This is a genomic window from Arthrobacter sp. Y3221048 (genome assembly GCF_059092685.1).
Map to the genome: position 1 here is coordinate 664547 of NZ_JBNHHX010000003.1, position 18012 is coordinate 682558.

Sequence of the window (18012 nt, forward strand, 5' to 3'; positions counted from 1 at the left end):
GGGCGCCGTCAGTGTTACAGGATTCCCAGCTGCTGAAGCTGGTTCGCCAGGCCTTTCCCGTCGGAAGCGTAGATCCAGGGGATGCTGCGCGCGGGTCCCACCGGGCCGTCCTGTGAACGGCCACCGGCCAGCACCGCCTCGCTGACCGACAGTTGGCGGATGGCGATGGCCGCCACATGGTCGGGATAACGCAGCGCAAAGCCGGCGTAGATGGCTTCGTCGTGCTGGCCGTCGTCGCCGATCAGCAGCCACTTGATGTTCGGGAATTCTTCGGCCAGCCGCCGTAACTGGTCCACCTTGTGCATCTGGCCGCTGCGGAACCAGCGGTCCTTCGTCGGCCCCCAGTCGGTGAGCAGCAGCGCGCCGTCCGGGTACATGTTCCGGGACAGGAACCGCGTCAGCGTCTGCGCAACGTTCCAGGCGCCGGTGGACAGGTACAACACCGGGCTGCCCGGATGCTCACGTGTCACCCGCTCCAGCATCACGGCCATGCCCGGCGTGGCGTTGCGCGCATGTTCATCCAGCACGAACGTGTTCCACGCCGCGAGCATCGGACGGGGCAGCGCCGTGACCATGACCGTGTCATCGACGTCGGACACCACGCCGAAGCGCGCCTCCGGCGGCACCACATAGACCGCCGCTTCCACGGGTTCCGAGTCCTCGCAGCGCAGCGTGACGGTGTGCCAGCCGGGAGCCAGGTGCACGGAAACCTTGGCGTCCACCACGCCGCCGCGGTCCGCCACCACCTGGTGCTCGGTGCCGTCGGCGTGGATCGTGACCCGCGCATTGGCCACGGGCGGGCTGATGAAATTCCGCCAGCCGCGGATGCCGTCGGCCACCAGCTTGGAGGGCATGCGGCCGTTGGCGAACGCACCTGGCCGCGCCATCACTACCCGGGCCAGCACGCGGATCCAGCCGTCGGTGCCGTAGCCGGTAAAGGGCATCACGGTGGCTACGTCACCGCGCTGCCGTGCCCGCCGTTCCCGGACCGCCTGCCAGCGGTCTTCAAGGCGCATGCCGATGTGGGCTGCCTTCTCCTGGAGATCGTCGCCGTTGCCGATAATGGATGCCATGGTCCAAGTCTGTCATGCACACGCTTTCCGGCCCGAACCGGCACCAGCGCGCCGCCTCGGCGTCAACCACGGGCACGCCCGACGGCGCGGCTTCCACGCGGACTCTTCCGACCGGCGCCCGCTTCCCCGACGGCGCTGACTTCCCCGCGCGGCCCTCGCGACAGCATCGATATCCCGCGGATCCTCTCGACGACGCCGACCGCTCCGCAGGTCTTGCCCGCGTCGAAGTGAACCTGAAGACTGGCCACATGACGTTTGCATCGCGGCACATCAGCATCGCCATCAACCGCCCAGTTCGGGAGGTCTACGAGTTCGCCGCCAAACCCGAGAACATGCCGCAATGGGCCGCCGGACTCAGCTCCTCCATCGGTGTGGTCGACGACGCCTGGGTCGCCGAGACCGACAACGGACCGGTGCGGGTCACGTTTACCGAGCGCAATGAGTTCGGCGTGCTGGACCATTACGTGACCTTGCCGTCGGGCGAATCGGTCTACAACCCGCTGCGTGTGCTCGGCAACGGCGACGGGACAGAGGTGGTGTTCACCCTGTACCACCGTGACGGCATGGACGAGGCCGCGTTCGAAGCCGATGCCGCCGCCGTGGACCGGGACCTGCGCACGCTCAAGAGGCTGCTCGAGGCCTAACCGGCCCCCGGTTTGGGAGGAGCTACGCCAGCCCTGCCACCGCCGCGCCGTCGGCCTAACCGGACCACCGCCGTTTACCCTGCCGCAGCGGGCCAGGCGGACGTAAACTGAAAGCGCTGGTTCTGACGTCAGATGCGCCCCTACCAACAGCCGAGTTGCTACTCGACGAAGTTTCGAAACTCACTTGTATGGGAGGAGAAATGACGACCGCATCACCGCATGCCCATCACGCACACGTCTCGCGCGGGAACGTGCGTAATGCCGCGATGACTTCGGGAATTGTTCTCTTTGTGATCGGTGTCCTGGGCTTCATTCCCGGCATCACCATGGACTACGGAGAAATGGCTTTCGCCAGCGGCTCCGGCGCCATGTTGATTAACGCGTTCCAAGTGTCCATGCTGCTCAACATCGTCTACCTGGTGGTAGGCGTGGTGGGCTACATCATGAGCCGCACCGCCAGTGGTGCCCGGGACTTCCTCATGGGAGCGGGCATCCTGTACCTGGTGATGTGGCTGTACGGCCTGATTGTCGGCCCCGGCGAATCCGCGGCCAACTTCCTGTCCACCAATACAGCCACCAACTGGCTCAACTTCGTCCTTGGCGCCGTGATGCTGGCCCTGGCCATCGCCTACATGGTGCGCCACCGGGACGAGGCGCGCGAAGCACGCTAAATACAGCCGTCCCGCCGGGTTATCGGCGGGACGGTTCGCTGCCGGACCCCAGTCGAAATGACTGGGGTTCGCTGGCTTCCGGGCCCGTCGGATACTGGCTCCGTGATACTCATGATCCTGTGCGGCCTGCTGGTGGCCGCCGGGCTGGCCGCGGTGGCCTTCCGGGGCGGAGAGCGGTTCCAGCCTCCGCCGGGCCGTGACGAGGACCTGCGTCAGGACGACGGCGGCTCTCACGGGAACGACGACGGCGCCGGGAACGGCGACGGTGCGCTCGTACTGGACGACGGCACCCGCGCCAATGATGACGGAGCCCTCGTGCACTACGGCGGCACAGTCGTGGACGACGACGGTGTGCTCGTGCTCGACGGCGGCACCCACGGGAACGAAAACGGAGCGCTTCTGCGCGGCGGAAGCGCCCTGCCGGATGACGGCGGCGCGCTCCTGCCGCACGTTGCACGCCGGGTGCTGTGGTGGGCGACGGTGATGCTGGTCGGCGGCGGGGTGGCCGGGCTGTGCATGGCGGGCGCCGGCGGCCGGTTGATCATGCGCCTGCTGGCGGTGACGTCGCCGGAAGACGACGGGAGGCTGACGGATAACAACCAAACCATCGGGGAGATCAGCTTGGAAGGGACCGCCGGCTTCGTCTTGTTCGGCGTTGCCATCGGCTGCGGGACGGCGCTCCTTTACGGCTTGGTGCGGCGGTGGCTGCCGGCCGGCCGAACCGGCGGAGCGGCTTTCGGACTGCTGTTGTTGCTGGGACTCGGCACAGTGTTTGGCCCGTTGCAGCCGGACAGCCGGGACTTTCAGGTCGTGGGCCCGGGCTGGCTCTCGATCGCGGCCTTCTCCGCGCTGGCCATTGCCCACGGCATGCTCATCGCGGTGGCCACCGCTTGGCTGTCCCGTCGCGTCCCGCTGCTTCGGACGGCCAAGGACCTGCAGTGGTACCTTCCGCTGCTGCTCCTAGCGGTCCCGCTGGGCGGTGCCAGCGTGGTGGTCGCGGCCTGGATTGTTGCCGCCATCGGCGTGGGCTGGGCACTGGCGGCTCTCAGGTTGAAGTACTTCGCAGACCGGCCGGCTGGGCTGCATGCGGAATCGGGGCCGCGGGGTGAGCTGTTGCAGCGGCGGGTAATGCTGGGCGGACGCGTTGCTTTGGTCGTGCTGGCGGTAGCCTGCGCGCCCGGTTTCGCCATGTCCATGGCCACCATTCTGGCGGCCGACGGCGGGTAGCCCACTGACGACCTCGGCGGGATCAGCCTACGGAATCGTGCCGTGGTCCCTTAATATCGTGCCGCAGTCCCATAAGACAACACCGCCCCCGCCGGATGGGAAACGGCGGGGGCGGTGCTGGCCGGCCGGAATGCCGGCGGCAGGACAGCCCGCCGAACGGAGACGGCGGGCGGACCGGGCTTGGGGTTCTAAGCGGCGGCGTCCTGCGGAGTGCGGATGGTGGCGAAGCCTTGTGCCCACAGCACGAGCTGGTCGATCATCGGGGCGAGCGTTCCGGCATTCTGCTCGGTCGGCTTGAACTCGGAGAAGTTTTCGAAGTCGGTGAACAGCGAGAACATCACCTGGTTGCGGACCACGGCCACCTGCAGCTCGGCCAGCATGTTGCGCAGGTGTTCGGCAGCGCGGACGCCGCCCATCGAGCCGTAGGAAACGATGCCGGCAGCCTTGTTGTTGAACTCAACGTTCAGGTAGGACAGCGCGTTGGCCAGTGCGGACGAGACCGTGTGGTTGTATTCGTTGGCCACGAAGATGTAGCCGTCAAACTCGCTGATCTTGGCCGACCAGGCCTTGGTGTGGTCGGCCTGGTAGTTCTGGTACGCGGCCGGGTAGGCCTCGTCCAGCAGCGGCAGGTTGAAATCGGCGATGTCGACGACCTCAAAGGTGGCGTCCGTCCGAGCGGCCAGTTCGGCGGCGACCCAGTTGGCGACGGAGTCATTGACCCGGCCCGGGCGCGTGCTGCCGGTGATGATGGCGATCTTGGGGAGAACGGCGCGGGCTTCGCTGCCAGCGGCCTCGACCGGCTGGGTGACGGTTGCATCCGTGAACGACTCGGCCGCGGCGGCCGCAGGGTTGGCGGCAGACCGGCGGGCGCTGGACTTGCTGAAAAGATTCTTAAACCAGGACATTGCAGCCTTCGATTGATTGCTTGAGCTTTCAACTATCCTAGCGGCACGAATAATGACATGTCAACAAAGGGTCGGGCCGCCGGCTCCCAGGCATGGGAGAGGGCGGACTCCGGGCTGGAGCCGGGCAGGCGCACCCCGCTCCCATCACGGAGCGAGCGAACTGCCGGGCGGGCGGACGTGTTCGAAGATGACGGTGGTATTGGTGCCGGCGACCTCCGGGCGGACGCTGAGGTTGTTCGCGACCAGGTCACGCAGCGCATTGGAGTCCGCCACAGCTACATGGATCAGGAAGTCGCGGTCACCGGTCACGAAGAAGATCCCCTCTACCGCCGGCAGGCCCGACAGAAAGTCCTTGAACTGGCTCAGGTTCGACCGTGCGTGCGCCTGCAGGCGGATGGAGATCAACGCCTGCAGGCCGCGGCCCACGGCCGCAGGGTCCACGTCGGCGTGGAAGCCGCGGATGACGCCGCGTTCGCGCAGGGAGCGGATCCGGCTCAAGCACGTCGAGGGGGCAATGCCGGCGGCCGCCGCAATCGCGTTATTGGGGGTTCGGGCGTCGGCTTGGAGCATCTCGACGATCAACCGGTCGATGCGGTCCAGCCCCGATCCCGCGGGAGCTCCGAACGGGCGTCGAAGATCATTCGATTCGGCCATGTGATCGTCACCACTTTCTGAACTTATTGTCACCGTTCCTCACTCTCACAGAATCTTCTCCTAATCGCTTGAGAAACGGGTAAACATTCTTCAGGATGGGTGCCGAGAGCAGAGTCGACCCGAGGAGCATACGATGTACTCTCGTGCGCACGCCCCGAGCACCGCCGTCGTCGTAGGCGCCGGCATGGTGGGCCTGGCCACCGCTTGGCATCTGCAGGAACGCGGCGTGGAAGTCACCGTACTGGACCGATCGGGCGTCGCCGCTGGTGCCTCTTGGGGCAATGCCGGCTGGCTCACGCCCGGCATGGCCATGCCGTTGTCGGACCCGACCGTCTGGACCTACGGGCCCAAGGCGCTGATGGACCCGACGGCGCCGCTGCACATTCCGGCCCGCTTGGACCCGCAGCTCTGGAAGTTCCTGGCCCGCTTCGCGCTGCACGGCACGCAGAAGGCCTGGGACCGGACCATGGCGGCGTTGACGCCGATCGACAAGATGGCGCTGGAGAGCTTCGATGAGCTGACCGACAACGGCGTGGAGTCGTGGACCCGCAAGGGACCCTTCATCGTCGGTTTCGAGGAGGAGAAGGAAAGCCGCCACTTTGTCCACGAGCTGGCCAGCGTGGAGAAGGCCGGCCAGTCCGTCCCGCTGAACCGCCTGGACAACCCCCAGGCCAAGGTGCCGCAGCTGTCCGCGGGCGTCTCCACGGTGTTCGAGCTTGAAGGGCAGCGGTTCCTTGAGCCCGGCCCTTTCGTGGAGGCCCTCGCTGCCTCCGTGGTGGCACGCGGCGGGCAAATCATTTCCGGCGCCGAGGTCCGCTCCCTGCGCCACGGCCCCACCGGGATCTCGGTGGAGACCTACGCGCAGGAGCCGTTCCACGCCGACGTCGTTGTCCTGGCCACCGGCGCCTGGCTGCCCGATTTGGCCAAGCCGCTGGGTGTTCGCACCATGGTGCAGGCCGGGCGGGGCTATTCCTTCAGTGTGGCCACCGACCAGCCCGCCGAGTTCCCCATCTACTTCCCCGCCCGCCGCGTCGCCTGCACTCCGTACCAGGGACGGCTGCGCATCGCCGGAACCATGGAGTTCCGCGGCCCCGACGAACCGCTGCAGACCGGGCGGATCGACGCCATCCTCGCCGCCGTGCGGCCGTTGTTCACCAACATGGATCTGGAGAACCTCGAGGACATCTGGGTTGGCCCGCGCCCGGTCACGCCCGACGGGCTGCCGCTCATCGGCGCCACCCGCTCCCCCGGCGTTTACGTTGCCGGCGGGCACGGGATGTGGGGCATCGTGCTGGGCCCGGCGACCGGCAAGCTGCTGGCCGAACAGATCGTCACCGGCCGCGTGCCCGAGGCGATCCGGCCGTTCGACCCGCTGCGCTGACGACCCGCTGACAGCTCGTCGGGGCGGGACTATCATGGGCGGCATTCGGGGCGCAGCGCACCCCAAGGGAAGAAGGCTGCCATGGAATCACTCACGGTGCCGGATCTGGATTCGCGGACCATGGAAGGACTCCGGATCCTCGCCGATACGCACCACCGCTCACCCGAAGCTGAAGCCCGGGCGATCCTCGTCAAAGCAGTCCGCGGGCTGGGCGAGGCCGACGAACTCCTGGCCTCGATCGTCGGCGACGACGATTCAGCAGAGGACGGGAAACGCCGGACCGGCCGGCAGTAAGCGGGCGGTCGTGCCGGACCGGCCCGCAGTAGGCGGGTCGTGCCGGACCGGCCTGCAGTAGGCGTGGCGCCCGGCACCGCCGCCGGGCGGTTTGGCCCGCGCCGCCGCGCGCCGCCGTCGTCGTTTGTTAAACAGCGCTGCCCCGCACCGAAAACGGTACGGGGCAGCAGAGCGTGCAGGAAATCAGCCGCCGAAGAGCGGCGAGATGGAGTTCCACAGCTGGTAGACACCGAGGACCACAAACAGCAGGGCGCAGAAGCCCAGCGCGATGTTCGTGTGCAGGCGGTTGGCCCATTCCTTCGGGATCCGCTTGCCATTGAGCAGGCCCAGCAACGTCAGTGCCAGGAACGGCATGAACAACGATCCCAACGCGCCGTACAGCAGGATCAGCGCGATCGGCTTGCCCAGCATGAACAGCAGCATGGGCGGGAACGTCAGCCAGAGGACGTAGAACTTGAAGTACTTGCCGCCCACGCGGGTGTCCGGGTGGCCGGACTCCTTCTTGCGCATGTTGCCCCAGAAGTCGGCGAACATCAGGGACACGCCGTTCCAGACGCCGATGATGGAGGAGAACGAGGCGGCCCAGAAACCGACCAGGAAGCCGGTGCCGACCACGTCTCCGTACTCATCCTTGAGTACCTCGTACAGATCCAGCAGTCCTTCGTCGCCAGCGCTCAGGGATACGCCCGCGGTGCGGACCACCTCGGCGCCGACAATCAGCATGGCGATCACGAAGATGCCGGTCATGACGTAGGCCACGGAGTTGTCGATCCGCATCACGCGCATCCACTTGGGCGTGTGCCAGCCCTTCTCGCGCAGCCAGTAGCCGTAGGCCGCCAGCGTGATGGTGCCGCCCACGCCGCCCGCGAGCGCCAGGGTGTAGAACACCGCGCCCTCTTCCTGCGGGATCATCGGCACCAGGCCGCCGATCATCTCCGGGACGTTGGGCACGGCGATGATGGCCAGCCCGACGACGGTGACGAACATCAGCCCGACGAACACGGCCGTGATCTTCTCGAAGGTGGCGTACTTGCCAAACCAGACCATGACGAATCCGGCCAGACCCATCAGGATCGCCCAGGCCCACAGCGGCAGCACCGGGAACATCGCGGCCAACGGCAGCGCTGCCGATGACATTGCCGTGGCACCGTAGACGAAGCCCCAAATCATGATGTACGGACCGAAGTACCAGGTGGTCCAGCGGCCCAGCGAGCGCCAGCCCTCGAAGATCGTCTTGCCGGTCGCCAGGGAGAACCGTCCGGCGCCTTCAACCAGGATGATCTTCAGGATGACGCCGACGATCACCGCCCAGAACAGCCCGTAGCCGTAGCGTGACCCGGCGACCAAGGTGGCCACCATGTCCGCGGCGCCGACGCCTGTGGCGGCGACGACGAGACCGGGACCGACGATCTTCCACTTGGCGGGAGCGCCGCCGTCGTTATCCACCCGTGCGGCGGCATCGAGCGCGCCCGGGGCATTGTTCTCAGTGGCCATGAGCCATGTATTCCTTACCGTGATGGGGCTTGTCCGCAAAAAAGCGGGCGGCAAGAGTGCCGCCCGTCACCGGACCCCGTCTAGTTTCTCACGCGTTCCGAACGCCCGGTCGGTAAATAGGCGAATGGGCCACCCGCAGTACCGTTCGGCGCAGCGCGGGCACCCTTCGGCGGGAAAGTCGCCGGCGAGTGTGTCCGTTCGCATAGGCCCCTGCGGCTGGTCCCAGAGGTTGGTGCTCGCGCCACGGTGTGCTCCCCGGCGCGCTGCCGCATGCCCGACGGCGAACCCGACGGCGCCTGTGCCTGGCCTTCCATCACACGGGTCTTCCCGCACCGCGAACCGTCCTGCACCGCGGCGCGCGACTTAGCGGTCCCGGGCCGGCGCCCAGGGGTCGCAGGCTTCTACCGCCAACCGCCGGTACCCCTCGGCATTGCCGGACACCACGGTCAGGCAGTGCCGGGAGGCCGTTGCGGCGATCAGCGACTCGACGGCCGGCACGTCCTGGATGGCCAGCGGCGCCCAAGCCTCGGCCACCTGCTGATCCACCGGCAGGATAAATGCCGAGAACCGCGCTGTCAGCTCGACCAGCCACGCGTCGGCCTGCCCGGTCAGCGCCTCGTCCTGTGTGCTCAGCGCGCGCAGCTCCCCCAGCGTCAGCGCGGAGATGTAGACCCGGGAGCGGCGGCGCCGCTGCAGGAAGTCGACGACGGCGGGGTCCGGGCTTTCGCGTCTGAGCTCGACCACGACGTCGGTGTCCAACAGCAGCCCACGGGCGCGCCGCGGTTTGGAAGCCGCGGCAGGCGCCTGCGCAGGGGCCGTCGGTGTGGGCCCGATCGGTGTGCTTCCGGGGTTGTTCGGTGTGGGCCCGATCGGCGTGCTTCCGGGGGTGTTCGGTGTGGGCCCGATCGGCGTGCTTGCGGGGGTGTTCGGTGTGGGCCCGGTCCGCGTGCTTGCGGGGGTGTTCGGTGTGGGCCCGGTCCGCGTGGTCATTGTGCCGCGGCGATGTCGCTCTGCTGCCCGCGGGCTTGCCGCGCGGCATCCAGCAGGAAGTCCACGAAGGCCTCCCGTGCTGCGGAGACCTGTTCATAGTCGGCCAGGCTCAAGACCTGGAGTTGCGGGGAGTGAGGGATGTCCATGGCAGCCGGCGCCGGGCGCCGCGTCCTTTCGCGTGCTCTTGCCCGCACCGGTAGCCAAGGGCTGATGCGGGCCGCTTCGTCATCCGAACCACCCAACGAGCGTGGGGTTGGTATGTGGCCAAGTCGGAGCTTGGCGGCCACAGTTCTTGAAGCTTTTGGAAGTATAACCAGAGCGGCCGCCGGGCCGCCGGAGACCGCGGTCACATCGCGTAACAGGAACCGAGTGCCGGACGGCGATGCCCTTTCGCGAAAATGTCGGTGCCGGACGGTAGACCTTTAAGTGCCGGCAGGCACCGGCTGGCGGCGGGTTATCGTTGGGGGGACCCGCCGCCGGCCGGGTTGGCACCTGCGCACCTGCTTGAAGGAGGCACCGTGTTTCTGCTCGACTCCGAAGTCGACGGGGCTGACCGCGACCTGGTCTACACAGCCAGCGACCTCGTCATCGCTGCGCAGTGCGAGTACCAACTGCTGCGCAAGCTGGACGAGAAGCTGGGGCGCTCCCCCGTGGCGGATTTTGGCCGCGACGAGATGCTCGAGCGCACGGCGGAGTTGGGCGATCTGCACGAACACCGGGTACTGCAGCACTTCCGTGACACCTTCGGCGCCGGCGTGGTGGAGATCGCCGAGACCCGTAGCTACACCCGGAAGGACCTGCAGGCCAAGCACGCCGAGTCGATCGCGGCGCTGCGCTCCGGCGCAGACGTGGTGTTCCAGGCCTCCTTCTTCGACGGCCGGTTCCATGGGCGTTCGGATTTCCTGGTTAAGACCCATGACGACGGCGGAGCTGCCGCCTACGCCGTCTATGACACGAAGCTCGCTCGCCACGCCAAGGTCACCGCGCTGCTGCAGCTGGCCGCGTACGGCGACCAACTCCTCCAGGCCGGCATCGCGGCGGCTCCCACCGTGACGCTGGTGCTGGGCGACCGGCGGCACAGCGACCACAGCCTCACCGACCTGCTGCCGGTCTTCCGCGAACGCCGCGCCAGGTTCCTGGACCTGGTCGCCACGCACCGCGAACAGCCGGAACCGGTCCGTTGGGGAGACGAAAGGGTCGGCGCCTGCGGCCGCTGCAACTACTGTTCCGAACAGGTTCAGCTGCACCGGGACCTGCTGCTGGTGGCGAATATGAGCACGCTGCGCCGCCGTAAGCTCCGCGCGGCCGGAATCTTCACCATCGACCAGTTGGCCGCCCTGGAACTTCCCGCGGGCGAAGCGCCCGACGGCGCGCTGGCCCGGCTCCGCGACCAGGCGCGGATGCAGACCGGCTCCATCGAGCCGGACGGCCGGGTGACTTACCGGAAGGACGGCGTAGAACACGAGGTTTCGTACCGCGTGCTGAAACAGCACACGTTGGCCCGCCTGCCTGCCCCGAACCCCGGCGACATCTTCTTCGATTTCGAGGGCGACCCGCTCTGGCAGGACGAGGACGGCGTGTGGGGGCTGGAGTACCTTTTCGGCGTGGTGGAGAATCCGCCGGCTGCCGGCGCGGCCGCGCCGTTCAAACCCTTCTGGGCGCACAGCCGCTCCGGCGAACGGCAGGCGCTGGCGGACTTCCTGGATTATGTCGCCGATCGGCGACGCCGGTATCCGGGGATGCACATCTACCACTACGCCAACTACGAGAAGGCCGCGTTGCGCCGGCTGTCGCTGCAGCACCTGGTGGGCGAGGAAACCGTGGATGACCTGCTGCGCGAGGGCATCCTGGTAGACCTGTACGACACGGTCCGGCACAGCCTGCGGATCTCGGAAAACTCCTACAGCATCAAAAAGCTCGAGCCCTTGTATATGGGGGACAACCTGCGCTCCGGCGACGTCAAAGACGCCGGAGCCTCGGTGGTCGCGTACGCCCGCTACTGTGCGGCCAGGGACGCCGGCAACGACGCCGAGGCAGACACGGTCCTGAAAAGCATTGCCGACTACAACGAATACGACTGCCTCTCCACGCTGGAACTGCGCAACTGGCTCCTGCGGCTGGCGGCCGAGCGCGGCGTTGTGCCGGGACGCATGGCCGCCCCCGCGGCGGTTGCTGCGTCCTCGGCGAGTGGGACGTCGGCTGCTGACGAGGAGCCGTTGCCGCCAGAGGAACGGCGGCTGCAGGACTACGTCGCGGCGGCGGCCGAAAGCGCCGCCCGACGAAACCAAACGCTGTCCGCCGACGAACAGGCCGTTGCCATGGTCGCTGCCGCGGTCGGCTACCACCGGCGGGAAGACAAGCAGTACTGGTGGGCGCATTTCGACCGGCTCGATGCCCCGGTCGAGGACTGGGCGGATACCCGCGACGTCTTCACCGTGGATTCGGCCCGCGTGGTTTCGGAGTGGGAGAAGCCGACGTCGCGCAGCAACCCGGTCCGCGTGCTGCGGCTCACCGGCAGGCTGGCCCCGGGATCCACCATCAAAGAAGGCAGCCTGCTCTGCCGGCTCTACGACCAGCCCTTCCCGGCGTTTCTCTGCGACCAGAACGACGGCGTCAATCACCGTGCGTTCTGCTTCGGCGCCGAAGTGCTGGAACTGGGTGCGGACGGCGAAAAGGACACGCTCCTGGTGAAGGAGCGGCTGCCGCGCGGCGCCCCCGAGTACACCGAGCCGCCGGTGGCGCTCACGCCGGACCAGCCGCTGCGCACCACCTCCATCCGCCAGGCCCTCGCGGACCTCGCCGCCGCGGTCGCCGGCACGCTGCCCGGCTTCCCGTCCGAACCGGCGCTGGACCTGCTGCGCCGGCGGCCGCCGCGACTGGCCACCCTGCCACGGCTGCCCGAGGTCCAGGACCATCCGGACGGCTATGTTGACGCGATCACTGCCGCCGTCGCAGATCTCAACGATTCGTACCTGGCGGTCCAGGGGCCGCCGGGTACCGGCAAGACGTACGTCGGGTCCCACGCCGTGGCCCGGTTGGTGGCCCGGGGGTGGAAGGTCGGCGTCGTGGGCCAGTCACATGCCGTGGTGGACAACATGCTGCGCGCCGCCATCGAAAAGGCCGGCGTGCCGCCGGAGGTCGTGGCCAAGAAACCCAACGGTGACCACGACCTTCCGTGGCCCAACCGGAGTACTGACGATGTGGCCCGGTTGCTCGCGTCCCCGGGAGGCGCGCTGGTCGGCGGCACGGCATGGACCATGACAGGCTCTGCTGTCCCGCCGAAGTCGCTGGATCTGTTGGTCATCGACGAAGCCGGCCAGTTCTCGCTGGCGAACACACTGGCGGTTTCCCGTGCCGCCAAGCGCCTGCTGCTGTTGGGTGATCCGCAGCAACTGCCCCAGGTGACCCAGGGCACGCATCCCGAACCGGTCGACGAGTCGGCACTCGGATGGCTCTCTGACGGCCATGCCACGCTGCCGCCCGAGCTGGGCTATTTCCTCGCCCTGAGTTGGCGCATGCACCCGGACCTATGCCGGGCCGTCTCGGTCCTGGCCTACGAGGGGCGGCTCAAGTCGGCGCCGGCCGCTGCCCTGCGGCAGCTGGAAGGCGCGCCGCCCGGGGTGGAATGTGTTTACGTGGACCACCACGGCAACGCCACGTCGTCGCCCGAAGAAGCCGCCGAAGTACTGGCCCAGGTCCGCCGGCATATAGGCCTGCCCTGGCGCGAAGACGGCACGGCCCGCCCCCGCCCCCTGGGCGGATCGGACATTCTCGTGGTGGCACCCTACAACGCCCAGGTCCAGCTGATCCGTTCCGTGCTGGACCGCGCCGGGCTGGCGGAGGTCCGGGTGGGCACGGTCGACAAGTTCCAGGGCCAGGAAGCCCCGGTCGTGATCGTGTCCACCGCCGTGTCCGCCGCGGCAGAGGCGCCGCGCGGCATGGAATTCGTGCTGAACCGGAACCGCAACAACGTCGCCGTCTCGCGCGGACAATGGCGGGCCGTCATCGTGCGCTCGCGCGCCCTGACCGACTATTTGCCCGCCCGGCCCGCCGGCCTGGAGGAGCTTGGGGCCTTCGCGGGGCTTTGCGGCTGCGCGGATGGGCCTCGCTTAAGCTCCTAGCGATGGTCCGGCTACAGTGCCGGGCGCAGACATGTTTGAATGTGAAGAGGCAGCCCCGCGGGCCACCCCGGCCCGCGCCGGGCGGAAGTGTGCACTGAGTAGTTTTCCGCACAGTAATTCCGACGAGAGGAAGAACATGAGCAAGTACGAACTGCCCCAGCTCGACTACGATTACGCGGCCCTGGAGCCGCACATTTCGGCGAGGATCATGGAGCTGCACCACTCCAAGCACCACGCCACCTACGTGGCCGGCGCGAACACCGCGCTGGAGCAGCTGGCCGAGGCCCGCTCCAAGGGCGAATTCGGCAACGTGCCGAAGCTGTCCAAGGACCTGGCCTTCCACCTGGGCGGCCACACCAACCACTCGATCTTCTGGAAGAACCTCTCCCCGGAAGGCGGCGACAAGCCCACCGGCGAGCTGGCCTCCGCCATCGATGAGTACTTCGGCTCGTTCGACGCGTTCCGCGGCCACTTCGGCGCTGCCGCGCTGAGCCTGCAGGGCTCGGGCTGGGCCGTGCTGGCCTACGAACCCCTCGGCGGCAACCTGGTCATCGAGCAGCTCTACGACCAGCAGGGCAACATTCCGGTGGGCACCATCCCGCTGCTCATGCTGGACATGTGGGAGCACGCCTTCTACCTTGACTACGTCAACGTCAAGGCCGACTACGTCAAGGCGTTCTGGAACATCGTCAACTGGGCCGACGTCGCCGCCCGCTTCGACGCCGCCCGCGCCGGCGCCTCCGCGCTGATCACCCCGGCCAAGTAACACCGGCCAGCCGTGCCCGGGCACGGAACTTGACCCAGGCACCGCCGTTGCGCCGGACAACCGGCCCAACGGCGGTGCCTGGTCGTTAAGAATTCCTCGGCGAGGCACCGCGGGGGCAGCCCATGCCCGGGGACAAAGATCCCGAACGCTTTTAGCCACGGCAAAGGCCCGGTCCGGGTGGTTGCGCTGCGCTGGTGCGCAGCGCTAAGCCACTCCCGACCGGGCCTTCGTCATGCTCAGCGGTGGACGTTCATTCAGTGACCGACGCTGGCGAGGATCTCCTCGAAGCTTTTGGATTCGACGCCGCCACGGCCGCGCTCGGTCACCGGAGCGCCCTCCACCAGGTCGACCAGTTCTGCGGCCGCCCGGTCCGCGCGCTCGGACAACCCGCCGGTTCCGGCCTCGCCGGCACCCCAGTCCTCCGGTGCGGCAAAGACTGTGGTCTGCACCGTGCGGGCCCTGAGGTAGCTGAACAGCGGACGGACGGCGTAGTCCAGCGCCAGCGAGTGGCGGGCGCTGCCGCCGGTGGCGCCCATCAGCACCGGTTTGCCGGCGAGCGCGCGTGGCTCGACCACATCGAAGAAGGACTTGAACAGCCCGCTGTAGGAGGCGCTGAAGACCGGGGTCACCACGATCAGCGCATCGGCTGCCACCGTTGCCTTGAGGACTTTGTCCAGCTTCGGCGCGGCGTAGCCGGTCACCATGTTGTTGGCGATATCAACAGCGTAATCACGCAGTTCCACGATTCGGACCTCGGCCTCGATGCCCTTCAGTCGGAACTGGTCCACGGCAGAGGCAGCCAGTTGGTCGGCCAGCATCCGGCTGGAGGACGGTACGCCTAGTCCGGCGGATATAACAACGATCTTGCGCTCTGACACTGAGGCCCTCCTTGTTTGTTCATGCAATCGCATCTACATAGGCAAACGAACGCACCGCCAAGATTATTCCGAGGGCGTGACGACGGCGGACCGCGCGCGGTACTCCGGGACATGCCGGCGGCGGACGGCGAGGTATGCCGGGACAGGCCGACGGCGGACGGCGAGGTCACCACGCTTGGCGCGGCCGGCGTCGTGCATCGATGGAAGATCCACACTGGCCGCATTCTGTTTCCACCGCCGAGCCTTTGCCCGGACGACTTGCTGAGCGCACGCCGGGCCACAAAAGGTGCGGGGCGGCAGGGGCAAGAGGCCCCGACCCTAGCCAGCCCCCGGCCAAGAGGGCTACCGTGGCACCCACCACCCTTGACTCCGGATCAGAGAGAATCCCCATGAGCAGCAACGGAGCAGTGGCTTACAAGGAAGCGCTGGGCATCCCGGGGCTGTACGTCACGGGTGACCCGGGCGGGATCGATGAGGCCGCGCAGAAGGGCTCGCTCTCGCTGGGCACCGGCTGGGCCAAGTCGCTCTCCTTCACCACCGGACAGTGCCCGGTGATGAAGTGCCACCGCGGCCTGATGATGGCAATCCTGCATGACAAGGTGCAGATCGCGAAGGCCGTGAACGCCACGGCCATCCCATTGGAGGACGCGCCCAAGGGCTATGCGGAGTTCGACGCCGGTGCCGCCACCAAATACGTGCTCAATCCCAACGGTTACATCTACTAGGCTCCGCAACGGGGCCATGGATCTAGGAGCAAACATGGACACCGTCACTCTGGAAGACGCCCGCCGGGTCATTGCCGCCGCGGAAGCCAAGGCCGCCGACATCGGCCAGCCGATGAACATCGCCGTGGCCGACGCCGGCGGAAACCTGGTCTCCCATGTGCGGATGGACGGGGCGTGGCTGGGCAGCGTCGACATCTCGATCAACAAGGCGTTTACCTCCCGGGCGTTCGACATCCAGACCAAGGACCTGGGCGACAACTCGCAACCGGGCAGCCAGTTCTACGGTATCCATGCCAGCAACCACGGCCGGATCATGATCTTCGCCGGCGGCATCCCGCTCTCCCGCGACGGCCAGGTGATCGGTTCGATCGGCGTCAGCGGCGGCTCCGGGGAGCAGGACCAGTCCGTGGCGGAGGCCGGAGCGGCCGCGCTCTAGCTTGGGATTTTCGGTCCGGTCTGCCTTGGATCGTCGGCACCGGGGTCGCCGGCCTGGATCGGCACCTGCTCGCCGGGCGCGGCCTGCTGCGCCAGCGGGCCTAACCGGTGCGGGGCTGGAACGGGCCGCCTGCCCTGCTTGTTACGTTCATCACGGCAGTCCTTCACCGCTCCCGCGGTGAAGGACTGCCGTGATCCACTGCGTCATTTTCCAGGGAGCAGGGTCGTGAAGGCTTGGTGCCCGCCGGGCGGCTAATGCTAACTGGAGGTTGCCCGGCGGCGCGGTTACTTCCCGGCAGGGTTCCAGTAACGGCCCGGCAGCGCCATGAGGTCTCCGGTTACTTCCCGGCCCCCGGCTCTGGATTCCGGTAACGGCCCGGGAACGCCACGAGGCCTCCGATCACTTCCCGGCCGGGGTTCCGGTAACGGTCGGGGAGCGCCCTGCCTGGTTGAAGGAATTACCTTGCCCCGACGCGCTTCTGGTGATGAGGAACACGGATAACGAATTTGTAACGCCGCGTGTCGTTCCGGTAATTTTGAATTTGTTCTTATCTATCTAGGTAGGCACCTGGTCCCGCCCGTCGAACCCTGCCAGCGGGCCAGAAGTATTCGAGCTTTACATCGAAGGCAGGGGCGGAGGAACCACTTACGGTGCTTGGGGGCACCTTGGGGTGAAGTCCTCACCGGCACAGTCCGACGCTGAAATCCGACTGCCGGCAGGACCGAGTGAACTCTCGCTCGAATCCGACAGCTAACTTCGCAGACGCAAGAGAGGAAACCCCTGTGAAAAACCCTGTGCGCGGTCGTCGCCGTTCCGACACCCCCACGAAGTCCCTGTCCAAGATCTACCGTTCTACCCTGGCGAAGATCACCCGTTCCAACGAGGGCGCCCCTGCCCGCCGCGAAGGGGAAGCATCCCCGGCGGCATACTCCCTCGCCCGCAAGACCGGCCTGGCTGCGGTTGCCGCCGGCATCCTGGCCGCGGCAGTGGTACCGGTGGCCCAGGCCGGCGGCACCGCCGGTGTGGGCTCCGACCGAGCCTCGGAGCAAAGCCCCGTGCAGATTCAGGCCGCCCAGGAGGCCGAACTCAGGTTTGACCGGGCCAAGGTAGCCAGCAAGGCTGCCCAGGAGGAAGCCCAGGTTGCCGCCGCATCCGCCGAAAAGAAGAAGGCCGACGAAAAGGCAGCGGCCGCCAAGAAGGCCGAGGCGGAGAAGAAGGCCAAGGCCGAAGCTGCGGCCAAGGAAGCTGCCGCCAAGAAGGCCGCGGCGGAGAAGAAGGCGAAGGCCGCAGCCGCGGCCAAGAAGGCCGCCGAAGCCAAGGCGAAGACCGCCGGCTTTGCGACCGGCAAGCTGGCCGCTCCGATCCCAAACATGAACCAGACCTCCGGCTTCGGCTACCGCCAGAACCCGATCACCGGGGCTGCCGGCGAGTTGCACACCGGCATTGACTACGCGATGGCCTGCGGGACCCCGGTCCATGCGGCCGACGGCGGCAAGGTCGTTGAGGCCGGCTGGCAGGTGGGCGGCGGCGGAAACCGCATTGTCGTTGAGCACAGCAGCGGCCTGAAGACCACCTACAACCACCTGCAGTCGATCGGCGTTTCGCTGGGCCAGAAGGTCGCCCAGGGCCAGGCCATCGGCCAGCTGGGCACCACCGGCAACTCCACCGGCTGCCACCTGCACTTTGAGGTTGTCAAGGACGGTCAGCTCGTGGATCCGGCCGGCTGGCTGTAACCCACCCTTGACCACGGCGG

General features: G+C 67.5%; 17 protein-coding genes, 1 pseudogene and 2 riboswitches. Of the genes and pseudogenes, 10 read left to right on the forward strand and 8 right to left on the reverse strand.

Features of this window, described 5'->3' with window-relative positions; genetic code table 11:
• Window positions 1–14: 14 nt before the first annotated feature.
• The gene (locus AC5RVS_RS11975; protein ID WP_494108293.1) at window positions 15–1073 is read right to left on the reverse strand and encodes an App1 family protein phosphatidate phosphatase; all 1059 of its coding nucleotides are present in this window, start codon (window positions 1071–1073) and stop codon (window positions 15–17) included.
• A 248-nt stretch (window positions 1074–1321) separates the two neighbouring features.
• Between AC5RVS_RS11975 and AC5RVS_RS11980 the strand changes: the two genes are divergently transcribed.
• From AC5RVS_RS11980 to AC5RVS_RS11990, 3 genes are all read left to right on the forward strand, one after another.
• Window positions 1322–1717: an SRPBCC family protein gene (locus AC5RVS_RS11980; protein ID WP_493987684.1), complete on the forward strand. Its 396-nt coding sequence runs from the start codon at window positions 1322–1324 to the stop codon at window positions 1715–1717.
• Window positions 1718–1983: 266 nt separating this feature from the next.
• The gene (locus tag AC5RVS_RS11985; protein ID WP_493987683.1) at window positions 1984–2388 is read left to right on the forward strand and encodes a DUF4383 domain-containing protein; all 405 of its coding nucleotides are present in this window, start codon (window positions 1984–1986) and stop codon (window positions 2386–2388) included.
• Window positions 2389–2490: 102 nt separating this feature from the next.
• Window positions 2491–3615: a hypothetical protein gene (locus AC5RVS_RS11990; RefSeq protein ID WP_494108294.1), complete on the forward strand. Its 1125-nt coding sequence runs from the start codon at window positions 2491–2493 to the stop codon at window positions 3613–3615.
• Between the two features lie 188 nt (window positions 3616–3803).
• Here the strand turns inward: AC5RVS_RS11990 and AC5RVS_RS11995 are convergent, their stop codons facing one another.
• Together AC5RVS_RS11995 and AC5RVS_RS12000 are read right to left on the reverse strand one after the other, a co-directional pair.
• Entirely contained in the window at window positions 3804–4520 is a 717-nt protein-coding gene (locus tag AC5RVS_RS11995) for an NADPH-dependent FMN reductase (protein WP_494108295.1), read from the reverse strand.
• A gap of 144 nt (window positions 4521–4664) precedes the next feature.
• Window positions 4665–5174 carry an Lrp/AsnC family transcriptional regulator gene (locus AC5RVS_RS12000; protein WP_494108296.1) on the reverse strand — a complete coding sequence of 170 codons (510 nt, stop codon included), beginning with the start codon at window positions 5172–5174 and terminating at the stop codon, window positions 4665–4667.
• Window positions 5175–5307: 133 nt separating this feature from the next.
• On the opposite strand from AC5RVS_RS12000, the gene AC5RVS_RS12005 reads away from it, so the two are divergent.
• Together AC5RVS_RS12005 and AC5RVS_RS12010 are read left to right on the forward strand one after the other, a co-directional pair.
• A complete protein-coding gene (locus AC5RVS_RS12005) occupies window positions 5308–6555 on the forward strand; it encodes an NAD(P)/FAD-dependent oxidoreductase (RefSeq protein WP_494108297.1) in 1248 nt (415 codons plus the stop codon).
• 81 nt (window positions 6556–6636) lie between these two features.
• Window positions 6637–6849 (forward strand): FitA-like ribbon-helix-helix domain-containing protein, encoded by a 213-nt coding sequence (locus AC5RVS_RS12010; RefSeq protein ID WP_494108298.1) that lies wholly within the window; start codon window positions 6637–6639, stop codon window positions 6847–6849.
• 183 nt (window positions 6850–7032) lie between these two features.
• Here the strand turns inward: AC5RVS_RS12010 and AC5RVS_RS12015 are convergent, their stop codons facing one another.
• The 3 genes from AC5RVS_RS12015 to AC5RVS_RS12025 form a co-directional block, all read right to left on the reverse strand.
• Complete coding sequence (locus AC5RVS_RS12015; RefSeq protein WP_493987677.1) at window positions 7033–8343, reverse strand: Nramp family divalent metal transporter; 1311 nt, start codon at window positions 8341–8343, stop codon at window positions 7033–7035.
• Between the two features lie 363 nt (window positions 8344–8706).
• Window positions 8707–9333, reverse strand: coding sequence for a PIN domain-containing protein (locus AC5RVS_RS12020; protein WP_494108299.1), 627 nt, complete (start codon window positions 9331–9333; stop codon window positions 8707–8709).
• Window positions 9330–9479: a hypothetical protein gene (locus AC5RVS_RS12025; RefSeq protein ID WP_493987675.1), complete on the reverse strand. Its 150-nt coding sequence runs from the start codon at window positions 9477–9479 to the stop codon at window positions 9330–9332. Before AC5RVS_RS12025 ends, AC5RVS_RS12020 begins: the two co-directional genes overlap by 4 nt.
• Window positions 9480–9508: 29 nt before the next feature.
• Window positions 9509–9631, reverse strand: a riboswitch (SAM riboswitch).
• 220 nt (window positions 9632–9851) lie between these two features.
• Here AC5RVS_RS12025 and AC5RVS_RS12030 point away from each other — a divergent pair.
• Together AC5RVS_RS12030 and AC5RVS_RS12035 are read left to right on the forward strand one after the other, a co-directional pair.
• Complete coding sequence (locus tag AC5RVS_RS12030; RefSeq protein WP_494108300.1) at window positions 9852–13454, forward strand: TM0106 family RecB-like putative nuclease; 3603 nt, start codon at window positions 9852–9854, stop codon at window positions 13452–13454.
• Window positions 13455–13590: 136 nt separating this feature from the next.
• Window positions 13591–14220: a superoxide dismutase gene (locus tag AC5RVS_RS12035; RefSeq protein ID WP_493979557.1), complete on the forward strand. Its 630-nt coding sequence runs from the start codon at window positions 13591–13593 to the stop codon at window positions 14218–14220.
• Window positions 14221–14474: 254 nt separating this feature from the next.
• Here AC5RVS_RS12035 and AC5RVS_RS12040 read toward each other — a convergent pair whose 3' ends face one another.
• Both AC5RVS_RS12040 and AC5RVS_RS12045 read right to left on the reverse strand, forming a co-directional pair.
• Window positions 14475–15098 carry an FMN reductase gene (locus AC5RVS_RS12040; protein WP_494108301.1) on the reverse strand — a complete coding sequence of 208 codons (624 nt, stop codon included), beginning with the start codon at window positions 15096–15098 and terminating at the stop codon, window positions 14475–14477.
• 63 nt (window positions 15099–15161) lie between these two features.
• Window positions 15162–15311, reverse strand: coding sequence for a hypothetical protein (locus tag AC5RVS_RS12045; RefSeq protein ID WP_494108302.1), 150 nt, complete (start codon window positions 15309–15311; stop codon window positions 15162–15164).
• A gap of 209 nt (window positions 15312–15520) precedes the next feature.
• On the opposite strand from AC5RVS_RS12045, the pseudogene AC5RVS_RS12050 reads away from it, so the two are divergent.
• The 3 genes and pseudogenes from AC5RVS_RS12050 to AC5RVS_RS12060 all read left to right on the forward strand — a co-directional run.
• A pseudogene (locus AC5RVS_RS12050) lies at window positions 15521–15823 on the forward strand (formaldehyde dehydrogenase, glutathione-independent); the annotation flags it as partial.
• Window positions 15824–15857: 34 nt separating this feature from the next.
• Window positions 15858–16259, forward strand: coding sequence for a GlcG/HbpS family heme-binding protein (locus AC5RVS_RS12055; protein ID WP_493987671.1), 402 nt, complete (start codon window positions 15858–15860; stop codon window positions 16257–16259).
• Window positions 16260–16867: 608 nt separating this feature from the next.
• Window positions 16868–17039, forward strand: a riboswitch (cyclic di-AMP (ydaO/yuaA leader).
• Window positions 17040–17041: 2 nt separating this feature from the next.
• Entirely contained in the window at window positions 17042–17992 is a 951-nt protein-coding gene (locus tag AC5RVS_RS12060) for a M23 family metallopeptidase (RefSeq protein ID WP_494108303.1), read from the forward strand.
• Window positions 17993–18012: the final 20 nt, after the last annotated feature.